A 12929-nucleotide genomic window follows, 5' to 3' on the forward strand; every position below is an offset into this window, starting at 1 on the left:
CAGAATCTGCGTTTATTGCGCAAACTCGCTGCACGCGCCGTGGCGCGCGCGCATGTTTCAGTTTCAGCGACAATGGCTTCGCCAATTCGCGCAGCGACGGCGCGCGTATCCACAGACATTCGTTGGTGGACCAAATTTGCCGGTTGGATGGCGCGCCGCGGGTGTTATCTTGTTAAAAGTGATTCATGAGCGACGCGGGGTGATTCGCGCTTCAGGATAATTGCCAGCGCGCGCCAATCGAATGCTCTGGATCAGCACGGGGAGTTGGTCGGTGAGCGCTAAAGAGACTTTTCAAGATGATTTGACAGCAAGCGCGACAGAATCCGATGAGACCGGTCTCGAATTGGTCGAAGTCGCGGGACGGATTAAATGGTTCGATGTCGCCAAGGGCTATGGTTTCGTGGTGCCCGACGACGGCTCCGACGATATTCTCCTGCATGTCACCATTCTCCGCCGCAGCGGCATGCAAACGGCCTTTGAAGGCGCGCGAGTCGTCTGCGAGGCGCAGAAACGCGGCAAGGGCATGCAGGTCTTTCGCGTCATCGCGATGGACGAAACCACTGCGGTGCATCCGTCACAATCCTGCGCCGGGCGCACCCATGTTCAGGTTGTCCCGACAGGCGGCTATGAGATCGCCATCGTCAAATGGTTCAACCGTATGAAGGGATTCGGCTTCCTCACGCGCGGCGAAGGCACCGAAGACATCTTTCTGCACATGGAGACGGTGCGCCGCTACGGCATGACCGAACTCAAGCCCGGCGATAGCGTTCTCGTGCGTTACGGCGACGGTCCCAAGGGTCTGATGGCGGCCGAAGTGCGGCCGCTTGACGCCAAAAGCGTCCCGTCGCACTGAAGACGTCCATGCTGCGCAAGGCTCTTTGGAGCCCACCCGAATGAGAACTGCGCAAATCTTCCGCACCCTGATCATGTCGCTCTTTCTGGCGCTGGTCGCGTCGACAGTCGCGCGGGCCGAGCCCGCCGTTGAACTCATGCGCATCGTGACGGCGACGGGCGAACATGACTTCAAAGTCGAAGTCGCCGACACGCCCAAGGCGCGCGCCCGCGGCCTCATGTTCCGCAAGTCGATGCCCGCCGATCACGGCATGCTGTTCGAATTCAAGGCCGAGGGGCCTGTTTCGATGTGGATGAGAAATACTTACATTCCGCTCGATATGGTTTTCATCGGGCGCGACGGGCGGGTGGTGGGCGTGGCCGCCGACACGGAGCCGATGTCGGAACGAATCATAACTTCGCCTGCGCCAGCCTATGCGGTGCTGGAGCTGAACGCCGGCGCCGCGCGGAAAATGTCGCTCGCGCCCGGGGACCAGGTGCAGCACCGCATGTTCAAGCGATAGTCGCATTCCCTTGTGAGGGGCGGCCGTGCGTGGTAGCGAAATTCGAGCGAGGGCAGAGCCGCCGTAGGCGCGGCTTGGTCCGGCGGGGTATAGCGCAGCCTGGTAGCGCGGAAGTTTTGGGTACTTCAGGTCGCAGGTTCGAATCCTGCTGCCCCGACCAGCGCGAAGACCGCCGCGCGCCGCTCTCATGATGCGTCTACGAGCGCAGCCAACGACGAGGCCCTATGACCGCACGCATTTATCTTCCGGCGCCGAGCGCCACTCAATCCGGTCCGGGATCGGACATGTGGCGGCTTGACTTCGAGCCGGAGCTTCCGCGCAGCATCGAGCCGCTCATGGGCTGGACCAGCTCCGGTGACATGCGCCAGCAGGTCAGGCTCAATTTTTCCACCAAGGAGGAGGCGATCGCCTACGCGGAGCGCAGCGGCCTCGCCTACCGGGTCGAGGAGCCGAAGCCCAATCTGGCGGCCCGGCGCGGCGCATCCTATTCAGATAATTTCAAGACCAGCCGCATCGGTCTCTGGACGCATTGAGGCTGTTTCGACCCCGTAGCTCAGCCGGATAGAGCAACTGCCTTCTAAGCAGTAGGTCGCAGGTTCGAATCCTGCCGGGGTCGCCATATATGACTACCCTGTCGGGCGTTGCTGGCGCCGCGTTGGCCGAACTGATACGGTCCGCGGCGAAAGCTGCGCCGTCGACGGCTCCGTAGCTCAGCTGGATAGAGCAACTGCCTTCGAAGCAGTAGGTCGCAGGTTCGAATCCTGCCGGGGTCGCCAGTCGAAGTTTAGTAGACGGGGACGGCGCATGCGGCTCAACCGCCTGGGTGCGACAGGGATCGCCGGCGCTCTGGCTTTCGCCTTGGCGTTCATCTCACCCTTTGACGCTTCGGCTCAAGGCGATTTTTTGGATTTCCTCTTCGGACCCGATCACCCTCCGGCGTTCTCGTCCCACCGCTCCTGGCGGGTCATGCGTGCGCGCCCGCGGCAGCCGCGGCGCCCGCCGAAGACTTCAGTCCATTACGCCAAACCCGAACCGACAAACACCGCCGAAACGGACTCGATGTCCGGCGGCGGCTACTGCGTGCGCGCCTGCGACGGCTATTATTTTCCCCTCGTCAAATTATCGCGAATTTCCGGCCAGCACTCCTGCGAACTCGCCTGTCCGTCAGCGCGCGTGCAGCTCTATCAGGGCGCAAGCATCGAGCAGGCGCGCAACGCCAAAGGGCAGCTCTATTCGGCGCTTCCGGCGGCGTTCAGCTTTCGCGACAAGCTGACGACAAGATGCGCGTGCAACGATCCGGCCGCGTCTCGAGACTATTACCTTGGGCTGTCCCGCCGCGATCCGACATTGCAAACCGGCGATATCGTCGTCGGCGAGAAGGGCGCATTCATTTACAGCCGCTCAAGCCTGGTGAGCGTCAGTCATGCCTCGCGCCAGATCCGGGCGCGGCTGCGAGGTGTGCTTTCGCGCAACGTCGCGCCGGACGAGGCGCGCGCCCCCCATGACGGGTCGGTCGCGCTGAATAAAACGCCGCGCCCGCCAAAATAGTCGCGCCGCGCGCGTCTCGCGCTTTACACTCGAAGCCGCGCCGGCTATGTGCCGCGAGTTCGTTTATGACGGTTTTGTGACAGATTCGCGGGAGGCGAGAGCGCCATGCTGTCTTGGTTTCAGGCGCTCATGCCGAGAGAGGAGCGCTTCTTCGATCTTTTCGAGCGACATGCGGAGACGCTCGTCGCGGGATCCCACGCGTTGCGCGACTTGCTGAACGGCGGGGACCGCGTGTTCGTCTGCAGCCAAGAAATCCGTCGCCAAGAGCATGAGGCCGACGCCATCGTCCGCGAGGCCCATCTGGCGGTTCGCCGCACGTTCATCACCCCGTTTGATCGCAGCGACATCCGTGACCTGGTCACCGCGATGGACGACGCCATCGACCAAATGCATCAAACGGCGAAGGCGACGCTGCTCTATGAGACGCGAGATTTCGAGCCGGGCATGCGTCGCATGGGCGATATTATCGTCCAGTCGGCGGAGCTTACGCGCAGCGCCATACCCTTGCTGCGCTTGATGCGCCAGAATGCCGGCAGGCTCAACGCGTTCAGCGAGGAGATCACCCGCATTGAGGACGAGGCCGACGCCATCCACGATCAGGGCTTGAAGGAGCTGTTTCTGGCCCACCGCCACAAAGACCCGATGGCGTTCATCGTCGGCGCGGAAATCTACGGCCATCTCGAAAGGGTCGTGGACGGCTTCGAGGACGTCGCCGACCGCGTCGCCGGCATTGTCATCGAACACACTTAAGGACGACGCTTGCAGAACTTCTCGGCGTATCTCATTGGACTGATCGCGGTCGCTCTGATCTTCGATTTCCTGAACGGTCTGCACGACGCCGCCAATTCCATTGCGACGATTGTCTCAACCCGCGTTCTGCGTCCGCAATTCGCAGTAGCGTGGGCCGCCTTCTTCAACTTCATCGCCTTCCTGTTTTTTGGGCTTCACGTGGCGCAAACTGTGGGCTCTGGCATCGTCTCGCCCGATATCGTGGATGATTTCGTGGTGTTCGGCGCGCTGATGGGGGCGATCGTCTGGAATCTGATCACATGGGGATTGGGGATTCCGTCATCGAGTTCGCACGCCCTCGTCGGCGGTCTCGTGGGCGCCGGCGTGGCCAAGGTCGGCGCTTCCGCGATCGTCTGGAACGGGCTGCTCAAGACCGGCGCAGCGATCGTATTGTCGCCGGCCCTCGGATTCATCCTGGCGCTCGCGCTGATCCTGCTCGTGTCCTGGATCTTCGTACGCCGGACGCCGGGCGGCGTCGATTCGCTGTTTCGCATCCTGCAATTCGCCTCCGCCTCGCTTTATTCGCTGGGCCATGGCGGCAATGACGCGCAGAAAACCATGGGCGTGATCGCCGTGCTCCTCTATTCGCACGGGGCGCTCGGCGGCGAGTTCTACGTGCCATTTTGGGTTGTCATCGCCTGTCAGGCGGCGATGGGCCTTGGAACCTTGTTCGGCGGATGGCGAATCGTGCGCACAATGGGATCCAGGATCACCCGCCTGACGCCGGTGCAAGGGTTTTGCGCCGAGACGGGCGGCGCGATCACTCTTTTCCTCGCGACGGCGCTGGGCGTTCCTGTGTCGACGACGCATACGATCACCGGCGCCATCATTGGCGTGGGCGCGTCGAGGCGCGTGGCGGCGGTCCGCTGGAATGTCGCGAAGGACATCGTCGTCGCATGGGTGATCACCATGCCGATGGCCGCCTTTTTCGCCGCCGCCTTCTACATGCTTGCGAGGTTCGCGGCATGAAGACGCCCAAAGCGAAAAAGAAGCGCGTCGGCGCAGGTTCTGTCCTTCGCACGCAATACGCGGCTTTACCTTGGCGAATCAACAGTGGCCGCCTGGAGATCATGCTGGTCACCTCCCGCGATACAAAGCGCTGGGTGATTCCGAAGGGTTGGCCGATGAAAGGCCGCAAACCGCATATCGTCGCGGCGATCGAAGCGGTGCAGGAGGCGGGCCTCATCGGCAAGACGGACAAAGCCAAGCTCGGCGATTTCCGCTATGAAAAACGCCTCGACAGCGGCGCGACCGTCGACTGCTGCGTAGAGGTGTTTTCTCTACGCGTACAAAGGCAACGCAAGAAATGGCGCGAGAAGAAGCAGCGCGCCACCCGATGGTTCGAGTGCATCGTCGCCGCCGGACTCGTGGAGGAGCCTGAATTGCGCGACCTGATGCTGGCGTTCTGCGGCGCGTCGACTCCGCCAAAAGCCTAGCGCGCCTAGCGCGTTTTCGCCGGCGGCGGATCGGCGCGCATCCAGCCTTTCGGAAGCTTCATGCGGGGGGCCTTACAAAACCCTGTAGGTTCGGCGACTTTGGCGGTCTTGTCTTTTCTGGCCGAGCGGCTCTTGGCTGCTGTTGGGGGAGCATCCTTGTCGCCTTTGTCGTAGACCGTCTTGTCCTTGCAGACGTCGGGGCATTTGCCGATGACGTCGGACTTGTTCTGGCCACATGACTTGCAGGCGCATGTGGAGTTCGGAAAGTCTTGACCACTGGCCGCCAGCGCCGGCGCGACGCCCGCAATCAAAAAACTGCAGACGGCCACATAGGCGGCAACCCGGGAAACGGCCAACATATTGCTTCTCCTCTTCAACACATCTTTTCACGATAGGAATGCGAAAACCTTGAATGCGCTGGAGCGCGCCGCCTTCACGAGCCGTTGAGCCGAGCGAGCCCCGCCTCGAGATCCGACTTCAGATCCGCGACGTCCTCCAGTCCGATCGAGAAGCGCAGCGCCGGTCCTTCCGGAGTCCAGCGCGTCGCCGTCCTGTAAGAAGAGCAGTCGAAGGGCAGGACAAGGCTTTCATAGCCGCCCCATGAGAATCCGATACCGAACAATTCCAATCCGTCGACAAAAGCGGCGACCGCCTTTTTTGAAGTCTCTTTGAGGATAACCGAAAACACGCCAGAGGCGCCGGTAAAATCTCGTTTCCACAGCGCGTGGCCGGGATGCGTCGCAAGGCCGGGATGCAGCACGCGCGAAACTTCCGGTCGGTCCTCCAGCCACTGCGCGATGTCGAGGGCGGCGCGCTCCTGTTCGCGCAGCCGTAGCGCCATGGTGCGCAGCCCGCGTAAGGCGAGCGCGGCGTCGTCGGGACTGGACCCCATGCTGAAGGCGTTGAAGGTGGCGCGCAGGCGCTTCGCCCACGCAGAATTGGCGGAAACCAGCCCCATGAGGAGATCTGCGTGGCCAGCCAGATATTTGGTGCCGGCTTCGACGGCGAGATCGCAGCCGCGCTCATGCGGCGGGAAGAATAGAGGGGTCGCCCAGGTGTTGTCCGCGATCACGCAGGCGCCATGGGCGTGGGCGGCCGCGGCGATTGCGGGAATGTCTTGAACTTCCATGGTCTGGGAGCCGGGCGACTCGACGAGCACCGCGGTCGTTTCGGGCTTCATCAACGCGGCGATGCCGCCGCCGATCAAGGGATCGTAATAGTCGACTTTGACCCCGAAGCGCGCGAGGAGACCGTCGCAGAAGGTCCTCGTCGGCTGATAGGCCGAATCCACGATGAGCGCGTGCGCGCCCGCATGCGTGGCGGTGAGAAGCGCCAGCCCGATCGCGGCAAGGCCGGAGGGCGTCAACACCGTATCCGCAGCGCCGGCGATCTCGCTCCAGCCCTGCTCGAGCGCGCGAGTCGTGGGCGTTCCCTTGGTGCCATAGGTGTAAGGCTGCCGTAACGCCTCGAGCGCCGCGACCGTTGGGAACAGCACCGTCGAACCGCGGTAAATGGGTGGATTGACGAAGCCGAAATGATCGAATGGCGTGCGGCCGGCTTGCGTCACCAGAGTGGCGGGCTTTAACTTGCGCCTTGCTTTTCTTTTTTCTTCGGACATGCCGCCTCTGACGCCTCGTCTTTGCGTGAACGCCGCGCGACCGTAGTATATCCTCCGCCGGATGCCGAGCCCGCCATGATCCGCCGCACAGCTTTCGCCTTCCTCGCGGCCTTCGCCGGAGCGCTGTTCGCTGTTGGCGCCCGGGCGCAAACGGACGTCGGTCCGACGCTCGCGCAGATCATGAAGCGCGGCTACCTGACCTGCGGCGTCACCGACGCGCCCGGCTTTGCTCAACGCGACGGCGCCGGCGAATGGCGTGGCTTCGACGTCGATTTCTGCCGGGCCGTCGCGAGCGCCGTCCTCGACGACCCGGCCAAGGCGCGATTCATTGAGCTTTCTCAGAAAGAGCGCGCCGGCGCGTTGCAGGCTGGCGCCGTCGATCTGCTCGTCAGCGCGTCGCCGTGGACCCAGTCCCGCGACGCCGGCCAAAAGCTGATCTACGCCGCCGTATTCATGCATGACGGACAAGGGTTTTTGGTGCGACGGAAGCGCGGATCAGCTTCGGTTCAAGAATTGGACGGCGCATCGATCTGCATCGAGCAGGGCACGCCCTATGAACTCGCGGTCGCCGACTTTTTCCGGACGCGCAAGGCGAAATATGATCCAAAGCTGTTCCCGAGCCTCGAGGACGCGGCCAAGGCCTATGACGAGGAGAAATGCGAGGCGCTGACGGCTGACGTTTCCACGCTGCATGGCGTCCGCATCGGCTTGACCGCCCCTGCAGATCACGCGGTTCTGCCGGACCTTGTTTCGAAGTCGCCGCGCGGCCCGCTTGTGCGCCAAGGCGACGATCAGTGGCTGAACATCGTTCGCTGGACGCTTTTCGCGATGATCGACGCAGAGGAGCTGGAGGTGTCCAAGGCGAACGCCGACTCCGCTTTGTCTTCGGAAAATCCACAAATACGGCGGCTGCTCGGCGTCGACGGCGCCCATGGCGACGATCTCGGCCTCTCTCAGGACTGGGCCTACCGGATCGTTAAACATGTCGGCAATTACGCCGACGTTTTTGAGCGCAATCTCGGGCAGGGCGCGCCCTACGCGATGGAGCGCAGGCTGAATGCTTTGTGGAACAAGGGCGGCCTGATGTATGCGCCGCCGGTCAGATAGACGTTCGATCCGGCGACGGCGCGCGTAGCTTCGCCCACCAATCCGCGAGCGCCTGGCGCTCGGGCGTGATGTCTTCCGCCAGCGGCCCGGCGAAGGCGCGCCATTCGTCGCGATAATGCGGAGAGACCGCCGCGATGACCGGAATGCGCGCGGTCATCGCCGCTCGGAAGGCGTCACAGAGACCGCCGCGCGAGGCCTCCTGTTTGGAGAACTTGCTGACCACGATCAGCTGCGCGCCATCGCGCGCCGCGCGCTCGATCGCCGCGCAGGCGAGGGCCAGTTCGCTCGTATCGAGATTGCAGGCGACCGAACCGGGGCCGAGGTCCTGCGAGATCGGATAAAATGCGCCGGTGGCGACGTCGCGCAACATGATCGCCGATCGGCCAGAGGATTCGGCGACGCGCGTCTGCGTCACGCCGCCGACTCGCACGCCATCCCGCATCAGCTCTTCGGCGAAGGCTTGCATGAGGGACTGGACCCGAACGCTGTCTTCCGCGGGCAGGGCCGCGATGCGCGTCCATCCGATCGCGGTCGACAGCGGCGATTCGTTAAAGGCATGAGATTCTTCGCTGGGGATCGACATCGAATCCTCGCCGGGCGCGCTGAAAGCGCCTATGTTTCAGGTTGCGCGCCTAGCCTCTTGTTTATCAGAGCGCGCGGCCGATTTGATAGAGAGCGTCCGATAAAACGACGTGAACCGCAGTGGGCGAACATTCACCTAAACCGCCGGCAGCTCAAGGCTCTGCGCAATCGGGGCCGATAGACGCCTTCCTGGACAAGGCTAAGAACGTCGCGGCGAGCGCGTCGCGCGGGCGCCTGATTTTCGCGCTGGACGCCACAATGAGCAGACAGCCGACCTGGGACATGGCCCAATCGATTCAGGGCGAGATGTTCCGCACGACCGCCGCGCAGGGCGGACTGGATGTTCAACTCGTCTACTTCCGCGGCTTCGGGGAATGCCGCGCCTCGCGCTTCGTCTCAGCAGGCGAGGGTCTCGGCGCGCTGATGTCGCGCATTGCTTGTCGCGGCGGCCGCACGCAGATCGGCAAGGTTCTGCGTCACGCTCTCGATGAATCGCGTGCGGGACGCGTGGGCGCGCTTATTTACATCGGCGACGCCATGGAAGAGCGGCTCGACGCCCTCGCGGCGACGGCAGGCGAACTCGGGTTGCTCGGCGTCAAGGCCTTCATGTTCCAGGAGGGCCAGGACTCAGCCGCACAGCAGGCCTATCGTGAGATCGCACGCCTGACGGGCGGCGCCTATGCGGCGTTTGACGCCACTGCTCCGCGGCGTTTGGCGGAGCTTCTCGCCGCCGCGGCCGCGTATGCGGTGGGCGGCAGACGCGAATTGGAGCGTCGCGCCGACGAAGGCGAGGGAGCGGCGCGCCTGCTTCTGTCTCAGATCGGTTGAGGACAAAAGGATGCCCATTCTGATCGGAATCATCGCCCTGCTCCTGACGATTATGGCGCTGAACGCCTACACGAAGACGTCGCCGGCGCTATTGGCGGTGATTTTCAAGCGCGGGGGCGGCTTCCTTGCTCTCGCCATGGGCGCCTTGCTTCTGATGCGGGGACGCCTCGACCTAGGCATGGCGCTCTTGGGCGTCGGCGTTTGGCTCATGGGCCTCGGCGGGGGCGCGCTGAGCGGATTTCGCAAAGCGGGGACAGGCGCCGGCGGCGTATCGCGGGTTCGATCAGCGATGATCGAAATGGAGCTCGACCACTCCACGGGAGCCATACGGGGCGTGATTCTGGCCGGGCAGCACGAAGGCGCGCATCTCGATTCCTTGGCGCGGCCTGCGCTCCTCGAACTTTACGGCGTTTGCCGCCAAGACGATCCCGACGGCGCCAGGCTCTTAGAGGCTTATCTGGACCGCCGATTTTCCGGCTGGCGTTCGGCAAGCGATACGCACGCAAACTCGGGGGGTTTTCGTCCGGGCGAGGGCGGCGCGCGTCGTACGGGCGCGATTTCGGAAGACGAGGCTTACGAAATCCTCGGCCTCAAGCGCGGCGCGGCGGCGGCGGACATTGCGCGCGCCCATCGTGATCTGATGAAGAAGCTTCATCCAGATCTTGGCGGAACGACGGATCTTGCGGCCAGGGTAAACGAGGCCAAGGACGTCTTGATGCGGCGTCACCAGCACTGACGCACGTCGCGCGCTGTAGTCGTGGTCCCAAGTCGCGGACATGATCAGTTCTTCGTCGTGAAGCAGGAGAAGCCGGAGCGCTTGAGCGCCTTGCAGGCCGACTGAGCCGTGTCTTCCTCGAGGCCGGCGAAACGCGCGCGATAGAGCGTTTCGCTTCCTCTCTGAACCTTCTCGGTGAAGGCCTTGGCGGTCGCGGGAAAGCCTTGCAGCTGGCTCCGAGCGCGCACGAGCAACTGATTGGCCTTATCCTGATCGTCGGTCGCGCCGATCTGAATCATCCAGCCCGGGCGCCCGGGACGCGCGGCGTCCGCTTTGGACTGTGATTTTGCGCCGCTGCCGCGAATGGCGGAAGGCGTCGTCGACACGGGCGTAACGTCGATTTTACGCGCGCCGTTCGTCGTCGAGCCGTCGCGCGCAGCGACTGGCGTTGCGCCGGCGCGGCCCTTTGCGCCGGGAGACGCGCCCCTGCGTTCCGCATCCCTGTCGTCGCTCGTTCGCTTCTGCCCGCCAGAAACGAAGGCCGGACGAACCGCTGGCCGTTCGGCGTTCTCCTGCTGCGGAATGGTCGCCGCCGGAACCGGAGCGTTCAGCTGGCGGCCAAATGGTTCGGGCTCGGCAGCCGAATTTTCCTGAGGCTCTGCATAAGCCATGCGCTCGGCGGCGATCTGTTGTGCGCGCTCCGCGGCGCGCTCGGCGCGTTGCGCGCGCTCAGAAGCGAGTCGCTCTTGCGCCTCGATGGCGCGCGGATCTTCGCTCACCGCCGCAGCAGTTCTTACGGAAGAGCCGCCGTCGATATTTTCCTCGATCAGCCCCGCCATGATGCGATCCCGCCCGTAGGCGGTCTTGCCGCCCATCACCACCGCGACGATGTGATGCCCGCGACGGCGCACGGAGGTCAGAAGATTGAAGCCGGACGCGCGCGTATAGCCGGTCTTGATCCCGTCCATGCCCTCGACCTGGCCGAGGAGATGATTGTGATTTCGGTGCAGCGCGCCGTTGTAGGCGAAGCTCGGCGTCGAGAAATAGCGATAGTAGCGCGGAAAGCGCTCCTGGATGGCGCGTCCGAGCACCGAGAGATCATAGGCCGTCGTGACCTGATTTGGATCTGGAAGTCCCGACGCGTTTTCATAATTGGTGTTGCGCATCCCGAGCGCATGGGCCTTGCGTGTCATCATCTGCGCGAAACTATGCTCGTCGCCCGCGACGTTCTCGGCGATCGCGCAGGCGATGTCGTTGGCCGATTTGGTGACGACCGCCTTGATCGCATTGTCGACGCTGATCGTCTGTCCAGGACGCAGGCCCAACTTGGACGGCGCCTGCGCCGCCGCGTGTTGCGAAATCATCAGAGGCGAGTCGAGGCGCAGCCGCCCCTGTTCGAGCTGCTCGAACAGAAGATAGAGCGTCATCACCTTTGTGACCGAGGCGGGATGGCGCAACTCGTGCTCGGAGCGGGCATAGAGGGCACGGCCGCTGTTGGCGTCGACGACGATGGCCGAAAAGCCGCGATGCTCGCCGATGGCAGGATCGCTATTGGCGTTGGCGCGCGCCCGAACGGCCGAATTGCGGTCGTCAGAAGCGCTGCGGTGATGAAAATGATGTCTGCCGCGCGCCTCCGCGGGGATCGCCGACATTGTGACGAGGACCGTGATCGTGGCAAAGCTTGCCGCGAGGGAGCGGGGCCGCGGCAGGCGGTCCGACAAACTCGATCTCAGCATAAACGCGCCCCTTGACTTCACTGTTGTTCGCGCAACCGCCCAGCCGCGCCAAAAGTGACGATTTGGCAATTTAAGGGCTTGCAGTTACCCGCTGGTTAAGCGCTAGCCTCGCGCAACGTTTATTGCGCCGCAACATTTTTATTGACTTTAATTTGTGCATTGCATATAAAAAAGTCGTGAGCAGGCGCATAGCGCCGCATAGGGCGCCTTTGCGCCAAAATCATGAGGACGAACCCATGGCAGCTAATTTCGACAGCGTTCAGAAGCTCGGCAAAGAGCAGTTCGAAGCCGTGTCCGCCGCTGCGGCCGCGGTGACCAAGGGCTGGCAGAGCATCGCCGCCGAGACCACCGATTATTCCAAGAAATCCTTCGAAAAGAGCCGCGTCCTGGCCGAAAAGCTGATCGCGGTCAAGAAGATCGACGAAGCGCTTCAGCTTCAGTCCGATTTCGCCAAGAGCGCCTATGAGGATTTCATGGCCGAAGCGACCAAGCTCGGCGAGCTCTACACCTCGCTCGCCAAGGAAGCGTTCAAGCCGATCGAGTCTGCCGCGAAAGTCTATAGCCCGGCCGAGTAATAGGCGCTAAACACGTTCGTCCAAAGCGCGGCTAGGACACATGAGCCCCGGGGAGGCCGTCGCCTCCGCCGGGCTTTAGACTGAGCGCCGTTCGTGCTCTACGCCGAGACCTGTGGTCAGGCAAAGTCCGAACGGCCGTCTTTAGCCAAGGAGCACCACATGAGTCATGGAAAGCCGGCCGTCGCCGCCGTCGCCCTGTTTGGCGCGTTTCTTCTGAGCGCTTCAATGCCCGCGACTGCGCAGGATGTGCGCATCGGCTGTTCCCTGGTCCAGCAATATAGCGGCCCGGAAGTGAGCGCCGTGCTTGAGCAGGTCCGCTCAACCGTCGGCGAAGGCGAGGCGAACGCCCTTCACGCAAAATACGTCGGCCTCAAGAACGACTGCAGCTCGAATCTGAGCGCGTCTCGTGTGGTTCGCCTCTCTCCCGCGATGCACCGGCTCCTCACCGAATATGGCGTGAACGTTCACCGCTTCGCGGTTTTGCAGCGATAGACTGCTTTCCGCCCCAGACCTGAAACCGTCGGGACGGGCGCAGCTTTTCACGCTATCTGGGGACGGCGGCGCGCGAGGAGTTCCGGGACGGGGCGCCAAACTGTAGACTTCGACCCGATCCGCCCCGCGTTCCCCAAGGCCTGCGACC

At 63.2% G+C, this 12929-nt stretch carries 16 protein-coding genes and 3 tRNA genes; 15 read left to right on the forward strand and 4 right to left on the reverse strand.

What is annotated here, in order from left to right; genetic code table 11:
* The first annotated feature begins 241 nt into the window (after window positions 1–241).
* The 10 genes from IYY11_RS09835 (at window position 242) to IYY11_RS09880 (ending at window position 5128) form a co-directional block, all read left to right on the forward strand.
* Window positions 242–853 (forward strand): cold-shock protein, encoded by a 612-nt coding sequence (locus IYY11_RS09835; RefSeq protein WP_246719830.1) that lies wholly within the window; start codon window positions 242–244, stop codon window positions 851–853.
* Between the two features lie 40 nt (window positions 854–893).
* Window positions 894–1355 carry a DUF192 domain-containing protein gene (locus IYY11_RS09840; RefSeq protein ID WP_409455242.1) on the forward strand — a complete coding sequence of 154 codons (462 nt, stop codon included), beginning with the start codon at window positions 894–896 and terminating at the stop codon, window positions 1353–1355.
* An 83-nt stretch (window positions 1356–1438) separates the two neighbouring features.
* Window positions 1439–1515 (forward strand) — tRNA-Pro (locus IYY11_RS09845).
* A 64-nt stretch (window positions 1516–1579) separates the two neighbouring features.
* Complete coding sequence (locus IYY11_RS09850; protein WP_026222953.1) at window positions 1580–1888, forward strand: ETC complex I subunit; 309 nt, start codon at window positions 1580–1582, stop codon at window positions 1886–1888.
* A 9-nt stretch (window positions 1889–1897) separates the two neighbouring features.
* Window positions 1898–1974: transfer RNA gene (locus IYY11_RS09855), tRNA-Arg, on the forward strand.
* Window positions 1975–2054: 80 nt separating this feature from the next.
* Window positions 2055–2131 (forward strand) — tRNA-Arg (locus IYY11_RS09860).
* A 28-nt stretch (window positions 2132–2159) separates the two neighbouring features.
* Window positions 2160–2903 carry a DUF2865 domain-containing protein gene (locus IYY11_RS09865; RefSeq protein WP_196403693.1) on the forward strand — a complete coding sequence of 248 codons (744 nt, stop codon included), beginning with the start codon at window positions 2160–2162 and terminating at the stop codon, window positions 2901–2903.
* Between the two features lie 105 nt (window positions 2904–3008).
* On the forward strand, window positions 3009–3653 hold the full coding sequence (locus IYY11_RS09870; protein WP_196403694.1) for a DUF47 domain-containing protein: 645 nt from the start codon (window positions 3009–3011) through the stop codon (window positions 3651–3653).
* 9 nt (window positions 3654–3662) lie between these two features.
* Window positions 3663–4661, forward strand: a complete 999-nt coding sequence (locus IYY11_RS09875) for an inorganic phosphate transporter (RefSeq protein WP_196403695.1) — start codon at window positions 3663–3665, stop codon at window positions 4659–4661.
* Entirely contained in the window at window positions 4658–5128 is a 471-nt protein-coding gene (locus IYY11_RS09880) for an NUDIX hydrolase (RefSeq protein WP_196403696.1), read from the forward strand. Before IYY11_RS09875 ends, IYY11_RS09880 begins: the two co-directional genes overlap by 4 nt.
* A 5-nt stretch (window positions 5129–5133) precedes the next feature.
* Here IYY11_RS09880 and IYY11_RS09885 read toward each other — a convergent pair whose 3' ends face one another.
* The gene (locus IYY11_RS09885; protein WP_196403697.1) at window positions 5134–5487 is read right to left on the reverse strand and encodes a hypothetical protein; all 354 of its coding nucleotides are present in this window, start codon (window positions 5485–5487) and stop codon (window positions 5134–5136) included.
* A gap of 74 nt (window positions 5488–5561) precedes the next feature.
* On the reverse strand, window positions 5562–6746 hold the full coding sequence (gene metC, locus IYY11_RS09890) for a cystathionine beta-lyase (protein ID WP_196403698.1): 1185 nt from the start codon (window positions 6744–6746) through the stop codon (window positions 5562–5564).
* Between the two features lie 75 nt (window positions 6747–6821).
* On the opposite strand from metC, the gene IYY11_RS09895 reads away from it, so the two are divergent.
* Window positions 6822–7853 carry an amino acid ABC transporter substrate-binding protein gene (locus IYY11_RS09895; RefSeq protein ID WP_196403699.1) on the forward strand — a complete coding sequence of 344 codons (1032 nt, stop codon included), beginning with the start codon at window positions 6822–6824 and terminating at the stop codon, window positions 7851–7853.
* On the opposite strand, the gene IYY11_RS09900 is transcribed toward IYY11_RS09895, so the two are convergent.
* Window positions 7846–8436 carry a DUF2478 domain-containing protein gene (locus IYY11_RS09900; protein WP_196403700.1) on the reverse strand — a complete coding sequence of 197 codons (591 nt, stop codon included), beginning with the start codon at window positions 8434–8436 and terminating at the stop codon, window positions 7846–7848. The two genes, IYY11_RS09895 and IYY11_RS09900, sit on opposite strands and share 8 nt — an antisense overlap.
* A gap of 119 nt (window positions 8437–8555) precedes the next feature.
* Between IYY11_RS09900 and IYY11_RS09905 the strand changes: the two genes are divergently transcribed.
* Both IYY11_RS09905 and IYY11_RS09910 read left to right on the forward strand, forming a co-directional pair.
* Window positions 8556–9263 carry a VWA domain-containing protein gene (locus IYY11_RS09905; protein ID WP_196403701.1) on the forward strand — a complete coding sequence of 236 codons (708 nt, stop codon included), beginning with the start codon at window positions 8556–8558 and terminating at the stop codon, window positions 9261–9263.
* Window positions 9264–9273: 10 nt separating this feature from the next.
* Complete coding sequence (locus IYY11_RS09910) at window positions 9274–9999, forward strand: DnaJ domain-containing protein (protein ID WP_196403702.1); 726 nt, start codon at window positions 9274–9276, stop codon at window positions 9997–9999.
* A gap of 44 nt (window positions 10000–10043) precedes the next feature.
* On the opposite strand, the gene IYY11_RS09915 is transcribed toward IYY11_RS09910, so the two are convergent.
* The gene (locus tag IYY11_RS09915) at window positions 10044–11714 is read right to left on the reverse strand and encodes a serine hydrolase (RefSeq protein ID WP_196403703.1); all 1671 of its coding nucleotides are present in this window, start codon (window positions 11712–11714) and stop codon (window positions 10044–10046) included.
* A gap of 236 nt (window positions 11715–11950) precedes the next feature.
* Between IYY11_RS09915 and IYY11_RS09920 the strand changes: the two genes are divergently transcribed.
* A complete protein-coding gene (locus IYY11_RS09920; protein WP_026222954.1) occupies window positions 11951–12289 on the forward strand; it encodes a phasin family protein in 339 nt (112 codons plus the stop codon).
* A gap of 159 nt (window positions 12290–12448) precedes the next feature.
* Complete coding sequence (locus IYY11_RS09925) at window positions 12449–12781, forward strand: hypothetical protein (protein ID WP_196403704.1); 333 nt, start codon at window positions 12449–12451, stop codon at window positions 12779–12781.
* Window positions 12782–12929 lie beyond the last annotated feature (148 nt).

Origin of the sequence: Methylocystis sp. H62 (genome assembly GCF_015709515.1) — a bacterium.
GTDB lineage: Bacteria > Pseudomonadota > Alphaproteobacteria > Rhizobiales > Beijerinckiaceae > Methylocystis.

Coding starts and splice junctions, on each gene's coding strand:
- IYY11_RS09895 (WP_196403699.1), top strand. CDS start 6,822: ATGATCCGCCGCACAGCTTTCGCCTTCCTCGCGGCCTTCGCCGGAGCG.
- metC (WP_196403698.1), bottom strand. CDS start 6,746: ATGTCCGAAGAAAAAAGAAAAGCAAGGCGCAAGTTAAAGCCCGCCACT.
- IYY11_RS09865 (WP_196403693.1), top strand. CDS start 2,160: ATGCGGCTCAACCGCCTGGGTGCGACAGGGATCGCCGGCGCTCTGGCT.
- IYY11_RS09835 (WP_246719830.1), top strand. CDS start 242: ATGCTCTGGATCAGCACGGGGAGTTGGTCGGTGAGCGCTAAAGAGACT.
- IYY11_RS09900 (WP_196403700.1), bottom strand. CDS start 8,436: ATGTCGATCCCCAGCGAAGAATCTCATGCCTTTAACGAATCGCCGCTG.
- IYY11_RS09910 (WP_196403702.1), top strand. CDS start 9,274: ATGCCCATTCTGATCGGAATCATCGCCCTGCTCCTGACGATTATGGCG.
- IYY11_RS09840 (WP_409455242.1), top strand. CDS start 894: ATGAGAACTGCGCAAATCTTCCGCACCCTGATCATGTCGCTCTTTCTG.
- IYY11_RS09880 (WP_196403696.1), top strand. CDS start 4,658: ATGAAGACGCCCAAAGCGAAAAAGAAGCGCGTCGGCGCAGGTTCTGTC.
- IYY11_RS09915 (WP_196403703.1), bottom strand. CDS start 11,714: ATGCTGAGATCGAGTTTGTCGGACCGCCTGCCGCGGCCCCGCTCCCTC.
- IYY11_RS09870 (WP_196403694.1), top strand. CDS start 3,009: ATGCTGTCTTGGTTTCAGGCGCTCATGCCGAGAGAGGAGCGCTTCTTC.
- IYY11_RS09925 (WP_196403704.1), top strand. CDS start 12,449: ATGAGTCATGGAAAGCCGGCCGTCGCCGCCGTCGCCCTGTTTGGCGCG.
- IYY11_RS09920 (WP_026222954.1), top strand. CDS start 11,951: ATGGCAGCTAATTTCGACAGCGTTCAGAAGCTCGGCAAAGAGCAGTTC.
- IYY11_RS09885 (WP_196403697.1), bottom strand. CDS start 5,487: ATGTTGGCCGTTTCCCGGGTTGCCGCCTATGTGGCCGTCTGCAGTTTT.
- IYY11_RS09850 (WP_026222953.1), top strand. CDS start 1,580: ATGACCGCACGCATTTATCTTCCGGCGCCGAGCGCCACTCAATCCGGT.